Consider the following 13,783-nt stretch of genomic DNA (forward strand, 5'->3'; position numbering starts at 1 on the left):
GCGCTACGGTGGGGTGCTGCCCGGGCACGGGGCTCCGGGCGAGCAGGTGGGGGCGCCGGAGGATGAGGGCACATCGTCATGGCTACGACGCGTTCGTCTCGTACAGTCACGCCTGGGACAAGGCCGTCGCCAAGGCGTTCCAGAGCCATGTCCAGGGCTTCGACCGGCCGTGGTACCGGCCGCGGAGCTTACGGCTGTTCCGTGACGAGACCAACCTCGGCGCCAGTCCGCACCTGTGGCAGGAGATCGAGCGGGGCCTGACGGCGTCCCGCTGGCTGGTGGTGCTGGCCTGCCCCGAGGCCGCCCGGTCGCCGTGGGTCCGGCAGGAGATCGACTGGTGGCTCACCCACCGCTCCGCGGACACCCTCCTCATCGCCTGGACCGACGGCACGCTCGCCTGGGACGCGGACCGGTCGGAGTTCGACTGGTCGCGCACCGACGCCCTGCCGCGCGAGGAGATCACCGGGGCCTTCGCCCACGAGCCCCGCTGGGTCGACCTGCGCTGGCTGCGCGCTCCGGAGCAGGCCAGCGCGGCGGACCCGCGGCTGCTGGAGTGCGTGGCGGAGTTCGTCGCCCCGCTGACCGGCCGGCCCAAGGACGAACTGATCGGCTCCCATGTCCGCCAGCACCGGCGGACCGTCCGCGTGGTGCGGGCCACCCTCGCCGTCCTGACCGTGCTGCTGCTGGCCGCCGTGGCCGGCGGGGTCACCGCCTACACCCAGCGCAACAGCGCCCGCGCCCAGACCCTGCTCGCCCAGTCCCGGCAGCTCGTGGCGCAGGCGGCCGCGGTGCGCGATGGGCGGCCGGACCTGGCCCGCCAGTTGCTCGTGCAGGCCTACCGGCTCGCGCCCACCGCCGAGGTGCTCGGCGCCCTGATCGACAGCGCCTCCATGCCACGCGTCCTGCACCTGCGCGGGCAGGGGCGTGCCGTCGCCTTCAGCAGTACGGGGAAGCTGGCGGTGGCCGACGACGGGGTGCGGCTGTTCGATCCGGAGACGCTCACCGTGCTGGGCACGCTCGACGTCCCGGAAGGCTCGGTGCAGGCACTCGCCTTCAGCCCGGACGGCACGCTGCTGGCGACCGGTGGCCACCACGGCGAGATCCGGCTGTTCGACATCAGGGACCTGGCGGACAGCGCGGGCGGAGCCCGGCTCCGGCCACTGGCGACCCTCGCGGTGGGGAGGAGGGACACCACCGTCTCCGACAGCACCGAGTCCCTGGTGTTCACCCCCGACCACAGGTTGTTCGTCACGACGCTGTACGGCGGCGCCGTCCTGAACGTCCGGGACAGCGCCCACCCGGTCTCCCTCGGCACGCTCCCCGGGGGCGTGGTGGCGGTCAATCCCAAGGGCGAGCTGCTCGCCACTCACGAGAGCGGGGAGGTCCTGCGCCTGTGGACGGTCGCCGGGGACGGAACGGGGACGGGGGCCTACCCCCTGCGCCCGGCCGCCGCCCTCGCCTCGCTGCCCGACGGCGTCTCCGCCGGCGGCGCCTTCAGCGCCGACGGGCAGTCGCTGGCGTACGGGAGCGAGGCCGGCCGGGTCCGGTTCTGGGACGTGGCGGACCCCTCCCGCCCGGTCGTCCGGCCGGATCTGAACGGATCGGCCAGAGGCATCAGCGGGGGCGCCGTCTCCTTCGCCCCCGACGCCAGGACCGTGGCTGCCGGGGTGGCCGACGGCGGCATCTCCCTGTGGGACGTCTCCGACCCGGTGCGTCCCCGCTCCGGTGCCCGGTTGACCGGCCACAGCGCTGACATCGAGGCGCTCGCGTACAGCCCTGACGGGCGCACCTTGGCATCCGTCTCCGTCGACGGGGCGCTGCGGGAGAGCAACGGCAGCGGGCCGAGCGACAACACGGTCCGCCTCTGGCCGGTGGCCGGGCCGGAGCGGACCTCGGCGTTCACGACCCTGCCCGAGCGCCGTACCGTGGTGCCTGCGTTCAGCGCGGACAGCCGACTGCTGGCCGTCGGGTGGCCCACGAGCCTGTGGCGGATCGGCGGACAGGGCGTGCCGCAGCGCGCGGCCACGCTGGAGACGTACAACGTCGGCGGTCAGGCAGTGGCCTTCGCCCCTGACGGGCCCACGCTGGCCTCCGGCGTGCCCGTGGTGCTGTGGGACGTGGGCGATCCGGGGCACCCGCGCTCCCTGACCCCGGGTGTGACCCGCACGGACGGCGCCCAGAGCATCGTCTTCGCCACCCGGCGTCCGCTGCTGGCCGTGCAGACCTCGAGCAGTCCCGTGCAGCTGTGGGACATCGGCGACCGCAGCCGGCCGGTGCTGCGCGCCACGCTCGCCGGTACGGAGGTCCTGGCCGGCCAGGCGCTGGCGTTCGGTACGGACGACACGCTGCTGGCCACCCTGACGAAGAGCGGACCGGCCCGGCTGTGGCGGATCGGCGACGATGCGTCCGCTCCCACCGCCGTGGGAGAGGTCGCGGCCGAGGGGCAGCGGGCGGCGACCGCGCTGGCGTTCGGCCCGCGCGGCCAGCTGCTCGTCGGCGGCGCCGACGGATCGGTCGCGGTGTGGGACGTCGCCCAGGCCGCGCGGCCGATCCGGCGGAGCGTCTCGACCCTGCACACCGGGCCGGTCGCCGGACTCGCGGTCCACCCCGGCGGCACCCTGGCCGCCAGCGCGGGCGAGGACGGGCGCATCCGGCTGTGGGACCTCTCCGTCCCGGGCCTGCTGGTGGAGCTCACTTCGCTGAGCGGCGGCGGGATGTACGCGTCGGCGACGGTGGCGTTCAGCCCGGACGGGCGGCAGCTGGCGGTCAGCCGGCCCGAGGGCGTGCAGCTGTGGAACGTCGACCGCACCTCGATCCTACGGCGGCTGTGCGCCCAGTCCCAGAAGATCACCCGCGAACAGTGGGCACAGTACCTGCCCGACCGGGACTACGACCCTCCCTGCGCGTGAGCGGCGGGGAGACCGAAGGAGACCAAGCATGGCCATCAGCCTGCGGCTCGCGTCGACCAGCCTCGTGGGGCTCCTGCTCCTGACGGCCGGCTGCGGATCCCCGGCGCCGGCCCCGCCGATCACCGCCGGCGGGTCGTCCGCGCCTGTGCCGTCCACCCCACCACCGTCCTCCGCAACGCCCGCCGCTCCCTCCACGGCCCCCTCGGGCTCCGCCTCCGCCGGGGTGGTGGTCGGGCCGGCCCCGGCGGACCTGCGCCAGGTGGACTGGGCGGCGACCCCGTTCCCGGGCGACTTCTGCGACGTACCGGGCCTGGTACGCCAGGGATCGTCGGAGGAGGTCAGGGAGAACTCCCGCACGTGGGGCCGGGTCCATCTGAACCAGTACGGCCACATGGCGTACGGCGATGTCGACGGGGACGGCCGCGACGAGGCGGCGATGCCGGTGAGCTGCGACAACGGCGGCGGCACGGCGTCCGGGCAACTCGTGTTCGGCTACGTGGTGTTCGGCCGCTCCCCGGCCGGCCTGGTGGCCCTCGGCTCCCTCACACCGCGCCAACAGCCGTCGGGCGTGGCCGCCACACGGATGGGAGGCGTGGTCCTGACCTCCCGGCGGGCCACCGTCACCGAGCACTGGTACCGCCCCGAGGACGCCACCTGCTGCCCCAGGGGCCGGGCCACCACGGTCTGGACCTTCGAAGGCGACCACGTCAGCCCGGGCTCCCCCAGCATCACCTCGTGACGGCCGCCGGCCCGCCCGCCCGCCGAGCCCGTCGCTGCCCTCGCGTGCCGGTCTCCGACCCTGGCGGAATCGGACGTCACCCGAGTCACAGCCTTGACAACCAGTCATGTTCCTGACACCAGTTGGCACTGCGCACTGCACCACTCCACTCCACTCCCACGAACGGCACCACACCTCGAAGGGGGCGATCAGCGCATGACCGAGCCTGAGAGCGCGGGATACGACTACGACGTCGTCATCAGCGGAGCCAGCCTCGCCGGCAGCGCCGCGGCAACCCTGCTCGCTCGGCGCGGTGTCCGCGTCGCGCTGCTGGAACGCCGCTCGGACCCCGCGGCGTACAAGGTGCTGTGCACCCACTCCATCACGGCCAACGCCTACCCGGTGCTGGACGAACTCGGCCTCGTCCCCGCCCTCGAGAAGGCGGGAGCAGTCCGCAACACGTCCCGCTGGTACACCCGCTGGGGATGGATCGAGCCGAGGGCCGCACCGGAGGGCCCCGAGCTGCCGTACGGGTACAACGTCCGGCGCAGCACCCTCGACCCGCTGATCAGGTCCCGGGCGGCACAGACCCCTGGCGTCGATCTGCTCCTCGGGCATCAGGTGACCGGGCTGGTCCGGGAAGCCGGGCGAATCGTGGGAGTGCGGGCGTCCACGCCAGGGGGTGAGCGCGAGATCCGGGCCCGCCTGGTGGTCGGCGCCGACGGCAAGGACTCGGCCGTGGCGAAGTTCGCGGGGGTGCCTGAGCGGCGGTACGAGAACGCGCGGTTCGGGTACCTCGCGCACTTCCGCAACCTCCCGCTGCACGGCGGGATCAGCCAGACCTGGTTCCTCGAGCCCGATCTGGCGTACGCGTTCGCGAACGACGACGGGGTGACCGTCTTGGCGGTACTTCCGGACAAGCAGCGGTTGCCGGCCTTCCGGAAAGACCTGGAGGGCAGCTTCCTCGCATTCGTCCGCGCCCTGCCCGAGGCACCGCCCGTCGACTCCGCCGAACGCATCACGAAGTTCATCGGCACGGTCGACTACCCGCTCCTCAGCCGCGAGCCGACCGCACGGGGTGTCGCGTTGATCGGCGACGCCGCCCTGACCGGTGATCCCCTGTGGGGAGTGGGGTGCGGGTGGGCCCTGGAGTCCGCGCGATGGCTGGCCGAGGCGGTCGCCTCGGCCGCGGCCGGCCGGGGCGACCTCGACAGGTCGCTCTCGGTGTACGCGCGCAGACACCGGCGCCGGCTGCGCGGACACCAGCACCTGGCCGCCGACTTCGCCAGGGTCCGTCCGTTCAACCCCGTGGAACGGCTGATGTTCTCGGCGGCAGCGCGCGACGCATGGGTGGCGCGGCACATGCACCGGTTCGCATCCCGCCTGATCGGCCCGCTGCGCTTCCTGAACCCCGTGGCAGTGGCGAAGGCTTCGGCCGTCAACATCAAACACCGCGGGGCGGCTGCGCCGACCGGGTTCCCACACCGGCAAAGCCATGAGACGGCTGCCCGCTCTCAGGGTCGGTCCTCGTAACGGGCGGCGATCGCCGTGGCGCGGTTGTGCAGGGACGTGCGCAGCGACTGCGGGGACAGGGCTTCGGCGTCCGTGCCCAGCTGCCACAGGGCCCATTCGGCGTGGCGTGCGTCCTGGAAGGTCACCTCCAGGCGCAGCCAGCCGTCCGAACCGGGTTCTTCTGCGCGGACGGCCAGCGCGGTGTCCAGCAGGTCCTCCCGCCGCGCCGGGTTCACCCGTACCAGCACGGTGATGTGGTCGCCGCCGGAGAGGAACCGGGCGGAGCGCTCCTGCCAGATCCGGTCCAGATCGACCCGGTTCGGTCGCTGTGCCGGCTCGGGGAGCTCCTCGGCGGCCAGTATCCGCGACAGCCGGTAGGTGCGGTCCGCGCCGGATCTCGTGGCCAGCAAGTAGCCCTTGTCGCGTACGGTGACCAGGCCGATCGGGTCGACCGTGCGCCACTGGGGTGTCTGGCCCGTGGCCGCGTAGTGGATGCGCAGCTTGTGTCCGGCGAGCACCGCGCGCCGGACCTCGAACATGGTGGTGTCGGGTACCTCGTCGGTGACCAGCCGGCGTGAGAGCAGGTCGGTCTCCGGGTCGACGAGGAATCGCTGCGCCGCGTCGCTCGCGGTGGCCCGGTGGCTTTCGGGCAGCGCGTCGACCACCTTCCGCATGGCCGAAGCGAGCGCCGAGCCGAGGCCGAACACCAGCTCACCGCGCCCCGACCCGGCCGTCAGCAGGGCGAGGGCCTCGTCGTGGTTCAGTCCGGTGAGCTCGGTCCGGAAACCGGGCAGCAGCGCGAAGCCGCCGTGCCGGCCGCGTTCGGCGTAGACCGGGACGCCGGCCGCGGACAGCGCCTCGATGTCGCGCAGCACGGTGCGGGTGGAGACGTCCAGCTCGCGGGCCAGCGTCTCCGCGGTCAGCCGACCGCGCTGGCGCAGCAGCAGCACCAGTGAGACCAGCCGGTCGGCGCGCATACGGAAACTCTAACGGAATACACGACAGAGGATGTCGTGATTCGTTGCGAGGCTCGTCAGCACGACGTCGAAGCCGGCGGCCACCGGGCCGGCCGGTGGGCGTACGTACTCCCCATGGATCGAACAAATGGAGTTGGTATGGCGATGGAACGTACGGCGGTCAACCCGGTCACGTGGTCGGCGGAGATGGGATTCAACCAGGGCGAGGTCGTCTCCGGGCACACGCGGACCCTGTACGTCTCGGGGCAGACCGCGATGAGCGGCGACGGCAAGCCCCAGCACGACGGCGACATGGCGGCGCAGCTGGCGCTGAGCATCGACAACCTGGAAGCCGTGCTCGGCGAGGCCGGCATGTCTGTCGCGAACCTCGTCCGGCTCAATGTCTACACGACCGACGTCGACCTGCTGTTCCAGCACTACGGCGTGCTGGCGGCGCGGTTGGGCGCCGCCGGGGTGGCGCCCACCACCACGATGCTCGGGGTGACGCGACTGGCGATCCCCGGCCAGATGGTCGAGCTCGAAGGAACCGCCGTCGCGTGACGGGGCCTCGCCGCCTCTGCTGCTCGTCCCTCCGCCCCGCCGGGGCGGAGGGGTGGGCGGAGGGTCGGCGTAGGGGGCGGCGTAGGGCTGCTACCCGAGCAGCAGGCTGCCGAGGGCGGTGCGCCGGTGGACGACCGCCTTTCCGGCCCGCTCCGTGGAGATCAGTCCGGCGTCGCGGAGGGCCGCGGTGTGGGCCGAGATCGTCGGGGCGCTGACGCGGAGCAGCCGGGCGAGCTCGGTCGTGGTGCGTTCTGCGGCCAGTTGGTGCAGCAGCTCCGTGCGGGTGCTCCCGATCACCTTGGCCAGGGCCTGCGGGCCGGTGGATCCGTCGGGCTGCGGCGGTAGGCCCGGACCGGCCGGATAGGTGACCACGACCGGGAGGCCCGGGAGGCCCGGGAGGTCGGACAGCAGCGGCCTCCCGGACCAGTGGAAGGTGGGCAGCAGGAGCAACCCGCGCCCGTCGAGGCGGACTTCCCGCGGCAAGCCGGGCAGCTGCCAGACGCTGCCGTCCACGCTCGCGCCGGGCACCAGCCCTGACAGCAGCGAGTCGACACCGCCTTCCGCGAGGTCCACGGCCCGGCGTACGAACTCGGCGCGGTGCAGGTCCTGCACCTGCGGCCAGACCTGGCCGAGCAGCGCCTCGAACGCCGCGTGCTGCGCGCGGTGGTGCACCTGCCAGGCCCGGCCGTCGCCGCGCCGCAGGTCGTGTATCCACGCGGGTGGGGGTGTCGGCGTGGGCGCGTAGACCCGTTCCAGTTCCGCTCCGACCACCTCGGCCGGGCTTGAGCGGACCTGTTCCAGGGCATCGGGGAGGGAGTCCGCCGTGGTGTCGAGGAAGCTCGGCGCCCGCCCGGCCGGGACCAGGTCCGCGAGCGGGTGGGCCGCCCTCGGCAGGGCCCGCAGCGCCCTGCGCCGCCACGGTCCGAGCAGGAGGCCGGCGTCCTGGCGGCACATCGTCGTCAGCGCCGCGTTGAGTTCCTGCAGCGGGGCGGGCCGCGGCGCGAGCCGGACGTTCGCGAAGTCGCCGGGCGTGAAGTGGATCCGGATCACGGCGCCCCCTGCATGTCGGCACGGACTCCGTCCGGCGAGCCATCCTTGAGCCTCCAAACTAAACGATCGTCCGCGGTCGGCCGGGCGGACAGCATGGGAGGCATGAACCGCGACCTGTCCGTCGGGCACATGACCCGCGATCTCTCCGTCAGCCGACGCTTCGTCACCGCGTCCGCCCTCCTGGGCTCCGCCGCGCTGCTGTTCGGCGCCGGCGGCCCTGCCCACGCCGGCGCCAGGGCCACGGCTGTGGCCCCTGTTGCGGACGATGTGGTGCTCCGCCTGCCCGCGCCCACCGGCCGCCACCTCGTGGGGTGCCGGTCGGTCCATCTCGTCGACACCTCCCGGCCCGACCCCCTGACGCCCGCGTTCCCGGTCCGGGAGCTGATGCTGACCGTCTTCTACCCGGCCCGGGACGTCACCGGCCTCGCCCGCGCGCCGCAGCTGCCGCCGCTGGCGGCGGGCCTGTTCGGACAGATCGCTCCGTGGGGCCCCCTGCAGGTCCCCGCGGCGGGCGTGGCCTGGGGAGCCACCCTCTCCCACTCGTACGCCGGGGCCGCGGTGCTGCCGGGCCGGCGGCCGGTGCTGGTGTACAGCCCGGGTGGCGGCGACCCTCGCGGTTGGGGGACCTGTCTGGCCGAGGACCTGGCCAGCCATGGCGCCGTCGTCGTCGCCGTCGACCATCCCGGGGACGCGGCCGCGGTCGAATTCCCGGATGTCACGCCGTACCGGCCCGACCCGGTCCGCCCGACGGTCCTGCGCGGCGATCCGCGCGACCGGCCGGCCTTGTGGCGCACCCTGATCGACACCCGGATCGCCGACCTGCACTTCGTCCTCGACCGGCTCCGGCACGCGTCCGCTCTGCCCCTGCCGGACGGGCTCGCCCGCGTACTCGACCTGCGGCGCGTCGGCGTGTACGGGCACTCGGCCGGCGGAAGCGCCGTCAGCCAGGTGCTCTTCGAGAACCGGCTGGTCCGTGCCGCCGTCAACCTGGAGGGTTACCTGGACCACCCGCCCACCGGCCCCGGGGGCCCCGGCGGCGCCGGCGCGCCCTTCCCGATCGTCTCGGCGGGGACGGACCGACCGGTACTCCTGCTGGGCAGTGAGGAGTTCGACCGCCGGCGGGAACTGGACCGCTCGTGGTCGGCCCTGGCGGCCCGCTCGCCCCGGTGGGTCCGCAGCGGGCGGATCCCGCACGCCGGCCACTGGGTCTTCACCGACTTCGCCGCGGCGCTGCCGCAGCTTCAGGCAGCAGGACTGATGACGGCGGAGCAGCGGAACGCGGTCATCGGCCCGGTCGGCCCGGACGTCTCGGTCCCCGAGGTCCGCCGCACGGTCCGCAGGTTCTTCACGAGGCACCTGGCCGCGCCCTGATCCGGGAGCGGGGGCGGCGCAGGGCCGGGCGCGGCGGCGCAGGCCGGGCGCGCCGGCCCGGGCGCCGGCGACCGGCCTGCGGGTGGGAGGGGCGGTACGGCTTCGGCGGTGTGGACGGCCGTCACCTGGTCGGGCCAAGCGAAGGGCGGCGGGCTACCGCGAATGGCCCAGGATCGGGGCACCGGGCAGGCCGTGGGCCGGACGGGATGCCTAACGTCGCTGGCAAGCACATCGGTTCGCCAGACCTGTGGAGACGCCATGTCCCGAAGAGGCCGCCGAATAGTCGGCGCCTGCATCAGTACTGCCGCTGCCGGCCTGCTCGCCACGGGGGGCGTTCTTCCCCCGGCACCGAAAGCGCCCTCCGGAAGCAACGCCAGGACGACCGGGGTCGCGGTGGGTGCCTATCTCCACTACGGCTCACCCGGCGTCGACCGGATGCAGGGGCTCTCGCACTGGCTCGGGGGAGCCGAGCTGCGCGCCGGACACACGTACCTGCCCGGCGACACGTGGGCGAACATCGAGGGAGCTCCTGAATCCCTGCACAGCTGGGCACAGTGGCGCAACGAGGAACGCGACCGGCTGTTCATCCTGAACGTGCCCATGCTGGAGGGCAACGAGGAAGGCGTCCCCGACGACCGGGTCGCCGAGCTGCTCCGCTCCGGCGCGCAGGGCGCGTACGACGGTCACTTCAGGCGCCTGGCCGAGCGCCTCGTCGGCCTCGGGATACCGGACACCGTGATCGTGCTCGGCTGGGAGATGAACGGCTCCCACTACACCCACCGCTGCCAGCCCGACCCCGGGAGCTGGAAGGGGTACTGGCGGCGCATCGTGGCTGCCATGCGCTCTGTGGAGGGGCAGCGCTTCCGCTTCGACTTCGCCCCCAACCGCGGCAGGGACACGATCCCCTGGACCGAGTGCTACCCCGGCGACGACGTCGTCGACATCGTCGGCATGGACTCCTACGACCAGGCTCCCGGCCGGACCTTCGACGAGCACGTGACCCAGCCCTACGGACTCCAGCACCAGGTCGACTTCGCCAAGGAGCACGGCAAGCCGATCTCCTACCCCGAGTGGGGTCTGTTCCGCCACGGCGACAACCCTGCCTACGTGCAGGGGATGCTGGCATGGATCGCCGACCACGACCCGCTGTACCACAGCATCACCGACTACTGCCCGCACGGTGTGTGGCAGTGTGATCAGAACCCCCACTCCGCGGAAGTGTTCCGCGAGGCCCTGTCGACACACCGGAGCCGGTGAGCCGCCCGCGCCGCTCCCGGGCGTCCCTCCTGCCGGTCCTGCTGCCCATCGCGGTGCTCATCGTGGTGGCGGTGTCCGTGGGGTCGTGGCTGCAGTTCGCCGAGCGGCAGGCGATCGACACGGTCCACACGGTCGGGTCCGCAGCCGCCGACCGGGTGGACGTGGAAGCCGCCGTCCAACACGTCGACGCCGCGGCCAGGGAGCTGGTGCTGCGGGTCCGGGTCGTCCCACGCGGAACCCTCGGGGAGGAGGAGGGGAGCGCCCCGGTGGCTGATCTCAGCATCCAGACCACCGCGGCGGCCCTCGGTGACCTGGAGTTCAAGGCGCACGAGCGGCTCGCGACCAAGGACCTGCAGGTCGCGATCACGGGTGGATCGATCGGCGACTACCCGTTCGACACCTACGAGACCGAGATCGGGTTCTGGGCAGTGCTGGACGGCAAGGAGGTGCCGGTCCGGATGCTGTTCGCCAACCACGACACGCTCTTCTCGGTCGCCGCGACACCCGCGCCCGCCCCGCAGGAGGCCGTCCTGGGGCTGGCGCTGTCCCGATCGGGCAGCCTGCTCGTCTTCGCGGTCTTCATGATGGTCGTGATGTGGGCGCTGGCGGCGTCCGTGCTCATCGGGACCTGGTACCTGACCACACGCGGCGAGGGTCTGGTCTGGCCCGCCCTCGCCTGGATGGCCGCCACTCTGTTCGCTCTCTCGGCGTTCCGCAACACCGCGCCCGGCTCACCTCCGATCGGCTGCGTGCTGGACTGGTTCGCCTTCCTGTGGGCCGAGACCGTCATCGCCCTCTGTCTGATCGCCGTGGTCCTCACCGGCGTCCGCACCGCCCTCCGCCTGGACGACGGGCCTCAGTAGGGTTCGTCCGGACCGGGGCCTGCCCTCGCCTTCCGCGGCTCTGGCCGGCCGGCGACTCAGAGCCCGGTGACCTTGGAGCTCGCCGACAGCTCGTAGACCAGGGTGACCGTGCGGCGGCCGCCGGGCGGCAGCGCGACGTCCCAGCGGGCCACGCCGTCGGCGTCGACCGCGTCGGGCGGCGGGGAGCAGGCGTCCTTGCGCAGGCGCACCTCGACCGCCGAGACCTCGGAGACCGGGATCCGTTCGCGTACGGCGACCACACGCTCGCCGTGCTCCCCGGGGGCGGAGAACCGGGACAGGTGCAGCCGGACCGTGCGGGTGACGACGGTCCGCTGGGTGATGCCGGCGGTCTCCCGGGACTCCTCGGCGTGCCGGACCACCCTGTGGTCGTCGCAGCTGCCGAAGGCCAGCTCGACCGGCGCGCCAGGAGCGGTGAAGTCCACCGTGCCGCGGCCGCCGAACCCGCTGCCGCGGACCAGGTCCACGGGACCGGCGAGCAGCGCGTGGCCGGACCCGTTGTCGAACCGGGCCACCCGGGTGACCAGTGCGGAAAGCTCGGGCGAGCAGGCGTACTCGCTGCGCGCGGCCGTGGTGAAGGCGGAGATCCGCACCCGGTGGGCCCGCCCGTCGCCGGGCACCGAGACCGGTGCGGGAGCGCTGAGCACCCGTGTCTCGCCGCCGTCGTCCACGCCCGGCAGGCCGAGTACGGGAACCGGGCCGAGATCGCCGATCTCCTCCTCGCGCAGCTCGACGTCGACCGTACGGCGCTCCGCGGCGGTGCGGTCCTTCAGCGTCAGCCGGTCCTCGTCCAGCCGCGGCGGCTCGCCGGCCAGTGCCGAGCGGGCCGTCGACAGCGTCAGCCGTACGCCCGACCAGTCCTCGCCGGTGCGCTGCCAGACCATGGCGTCGGTCTCCAGCGTCACGGTGTCGCCGTCGAGCACGGCCCGGTAGGCGGGCCGCCACAGCGCGCACGGGGTGAGGTGGGTCAGCCGCAGGCGGACCGGACCGGCGACCGCGCTCTGCACGGTCAGCTCGATGTGGCCGACCAGCTCGGCGGGTTCGTTCCCGGCGAGGTCCATGGCCCGTTGTGCCTCGCCCCGTTCGACCGCGGCTGCGGCCAGCCGGGCCTCGACGGTGCGCAGTTGTTCACCGTAGGCGTCGCGTTCGGCGTCCACCCGGTCCAGTTCGCGGGCCCAGCGGGCGGGGTCGGTCTCCCCGGCTCCGGCGCCCTCGGCGATGTCCCTGAGCAGGTCGGCGGCGAGGTGCCTGAGCACGTCGAGGCGGGCGTGCAGCCGTTCCCGGCGTCGCTGAAGGTCGAGCCGCTCCTCGTCGAGGTCGTGCACGCGCCGGCGCAGGGCGGAGTCGTCGGCGGACGGCTGTGGTCCGCGCGGGGTCCAGCTGCGGACCATCCGTACGTCGAGCACGGTGGCCGGGTGATCGGCGGTCAGCTCGGCGTGGAGGGTGCGGTCGACGGCCAGCGCGCTGACCGGTCCGAGGCGCAGCCGCTGGACGCCTGCCTCCAGGTCGAGCACGGCGCTGCGCTCGATGTGGCTGCGGTCCTCCAGGCAGGTGACGGCGGTGACGGGGAGGGCGATCGGCTTCGGGGCCGTGGACATGGTGTGTGTCAGCTCCTGCGGTTGCCGCCGACCAGGGCCTTGCCGGCCGGGATGCGGATCTCGTAGCCGCCGTCGAGGACGGCAGTGCCGCCGGCGGGCAGGTCCACCCGCCGGACGCGGGTGCCCGGGGCGTGCTCCTCCGGCCCCGTACCCGCCTCGGGTGCCGTCCAGCCGGCCCGTTCCTCGATCCGGATGTCCGGGTCGGAGGTGACCGGCACCCGCTCGCGGACCTCGACGGTGACGGGCCGGGCCAGGCCGTTGGCGAGCTCCACGTGGACGCGGTGGTCGAGCACGGTGATGTGGTTGCGCAGGCCCGCGGTGGACTCGTGCAGGTTCGTGCGGCGGGTGACGCGGATGCCCTCGGCCGGCCCGAGGCCCACCCGTCGGACTCCGCCGGGGGCGAGCGTGGGCAGCGCGGCGGTGAGCAGGAACTCGTCGTCGACGCTGACCTCCACCGGCCCGGCCAGCAGCGCCTGGTCGGTGGCGTTGGAGAGCACCAGCGTCGCGTACACGGTCGGGTCCACGGAGGGTACGCACAGGTGCTCGGTGCGCAGGCCGACCGGGATCTCACCGACGGTGACGGTGTGCCAGGTGCCGTCCGAGGGCACGTCGGCGCGGGCGGCGGCGTCGAAGCGGTGGTCGAAGGAGCCCGCCGACTCGCGGGGCCGTACGGCGTGTGCGGGCAGCGGCAGCCCGGCCACCGCTTCTGCGTGGCGGTGGTGTTCGGCTGCCACCGGGTCGGCCGGGGCGCCGGGGAACAGCAGGCCCCTGCGGCCGCTGCCCGGCTCTTCGGGGCCGTGCAGGACGAGGGCGGCATAGTCGAGTTCGGCGCCGCTCGGTCGCGGCGGACCGGCGGGGGGCGTCGGGGGGGGCGGCGGGGGCGGCGCGGGCGGGGGTGTGTGTTTTACACATATCCGCGCCCCCCAGAACGAGGCTGGTGTCGCTTGGCGGCTTTTTTTTTGTTAAAAAA

Annotated in this window: 9 protein-coding genes and 2 pseudogenes; 7 read left to right on the forward strand and 4 right to left on the reverse strand. The window is 73.6% G+C overall.

The features are described 5' to 3' along the window. Positions 1-62: 62 nt before the first annotated feature. From GPJ59_RS04125 to GPJ59_RS04135, 3 genes are all read left to right on the forward strand, one after another. A complete protein-coding gene (locus GPJ59_RS04125) occupies positions 63-2,909 on the forward strand; it encodes a TIR domain-containing protein (protein ID WP_219664974.1) in 2,847 nt (948 codons plus the stop codon). Between the two features lie 28 nt (positions 2,910-2,937). Beyond that, positions 2,938-3,648, forward strand: coding sequence for an LppP/LprE family lipoprotein (locus GPJ59_RS04130; RefSeq protein WP_219664975.1), 711 nt, complete (start codon positions 2,938-2,940; stop codon positions 3,646-3,648). 195 nt (positions 3,649-3,843) lie between these two features. Beyond that, positions 3,844-5,160, forward strand: coding sequence for an NAD(P)/FAD-dependent oxidoreductase (locus tag GPJ59_RS04135; RefSeq protein WP_219664976.1), 1,317 nt, complete (start codon positions 3,844-3,846; stop codon positions 5,158-5,160). Here GPJ59_RS04135 and GPJ59_RS04140 read toward each other — a convergent pair. Continuing rightward, complete coding sequence (locus tag GPJ59_RS04140; protein WP_219664977.1) at positions 5,142-6,116, reverse strand: helix-turn-helix transcriptional regulator; 975 nt, start codon at positions 6,114-6,116, stop codon at positions 5,142-5,144. The genes GPJ59_RS04135 and GPJ59_RS04140 overlap by 19 nt on opposite strands. A 144-nt stretch (positions 6,117-6,260) precedes the next feature. Between GPJ59_RS04140 and GPJ59_RS04145 the strand changes: the two genes are divergently transcribed. Next, entirely contained in the window at positions 6,261-6,656 is a 396-nt protein-coding gene (locus tag GPJ59_RS04145) for a RidA family protein (protein WP_219664987.1), read from the forward strand. A gap of 90 nt (positions 6,657-6,746) precedes the next feature. Here GPJ59_RS04145 and GPJ59_RS04150 read toward each other — a convergent pair whose 3' ends face one another. Further along, on the reverse strand, positions 6,747-7,706 hold the full coding sequence (locus GPJ59_RS04150) for an ArsR/SmtB family transcription factor (protein WP_219664978.1): 960 nt from the start codon (positions 7,704-7,706) through the stop codon (positions 6,747-6,749). 102 nt (positions 7,707-7,808) lie between these two features. Here GPJ59_RS04150 and GPJ59_RS04155 point away from each other — a divergent pair, with 102 nt between their 5' ends. From GPJ59_RS04155 to GPJ59_RS04165, 3 genes and pseudogenes are all read left to right on the forward strand, one after another. Next, positions 7,809-9,077 (forward strand): alpha/beta hydrolase, encoded by a 1,269-nt coding sequence (locus GPJ59_RS04155; RefSeq protein ID WP_258023832.1) that lies wholly within the window; start codon positions 7,809-7,811, stop codon positions 9,075-9,077. 258 nt (positions 9,078-9,335) lie between these two features. Then, positions 9,336-10,316, forward strand: a pseudogene (locus GPJ59_RS04160) (glycoside hydrolase family 26 protein); the annotation flags it as partial. 14 nt (positions 10,317-10,330) lie between these two features. Beyond that, positions 10,331-11,197, forward strand: a complete 867-nt coding sequence (locus GPJ59_RS04165; RefSeq protein WP_308120122.1) for a DUF4436 family protein — start codon at positions 10,331-10,333, stop codon at positions 11,195-11,197. A 56-nt stretch (positions 11,198-11,253) separates the two neighbouring features. On the opposite strand, the gene GPJ59_RS04170 is transcribed toward GPJ59_RS04165, so the two are convergent. Beyond that, on the reverse strand, positions 11,254-12,813 hold the full coding sequence (locus tag GPJ59_RS04170; protein ID WP_219664980.1) for a mucoidy inhibitor MuiA family protein: 1,560 nt from the start codon (positions 12,811-12,813) through the stop codon (positions 11,254-11,256). An 8-nt stretch (positions 12,814-12,821) separates the two neighbouring features. Beyond that, positions 12,822-13,706, reverse strand: a pseudogene (locus GPJ59_RS04175) (DUF4139 domain-containing protein); the annotation flags it as partial. Positions 13,707-13,783: the final 77 nt, after the last annotated feature.

Origin of the sequence: Streptomyces bambusae (assembly GCF_019400985.1) — a bacterium.
GTDB classification, from domain to species: domain Bacteria; phylum Actinomycetota; class Actinomycetes; order Streptomycetales; family Streptomycetaceae; genus Streptomyces; species Streptomyces bambusae_A.

What these genes read in the sequence shown, in the direction of transcription:
- GPJ59_RS04130 (WP_219664975.1), top strand. Translation starts at nt 2,938, where the DNA reads ATGGCCATCAGCCTGCGGCTCGCGTCGACCAGCCTCGTGGGGCTCCTG.
- GPJ59_RS04170 (WP_219664980.1), bottom strand. Translation starts at nt 12,813, where the DNA reads ATGTCCACGGCCCCGAAGCCGATCGCCCTCCCCGTCACCGCCGTCACC.
- GPJ59_RS04155 (WP_258023832.1), top strand. Translation starts at nt 7,809, where the DNA reads ATGAACCGCGACCTGTCCGTCGGGCACATGACCCGCGATCTCTCCGTC.
- GPJ59_RS04125 (WP_219664974.1), top strand. Translation starts at nt 63, where the DNA reads ATGAGGGCACATCGTCATGGCTACGACGCGTTCGTCTCGTACAGTCAC.
- GPJ59_RS04135 (WP_219664976.1), top strand. Translation starts at nt 3,844, where the DNA reads ATGACCGAGCCTGAGAGCGCGGGATACGACTACGACGTCGTCATCAGC.
- GPJ59_RS04140 (WP_219664977.1), bottom strand. Translation starts at nt 6,116, where the DNA reads ATGCGCGCCGACCGGCTGGTCTCACTGGTGCTGCTGCTGCGCCAGCGC.
- GPJ59_RS04145 (WP_219664987.1), top strand. Translation starts at nt 6,261, where the DNA reads ATGGAACGTACGGCGGTCAACCCGGTCACGTGGTCGGCGGAGATGGGA.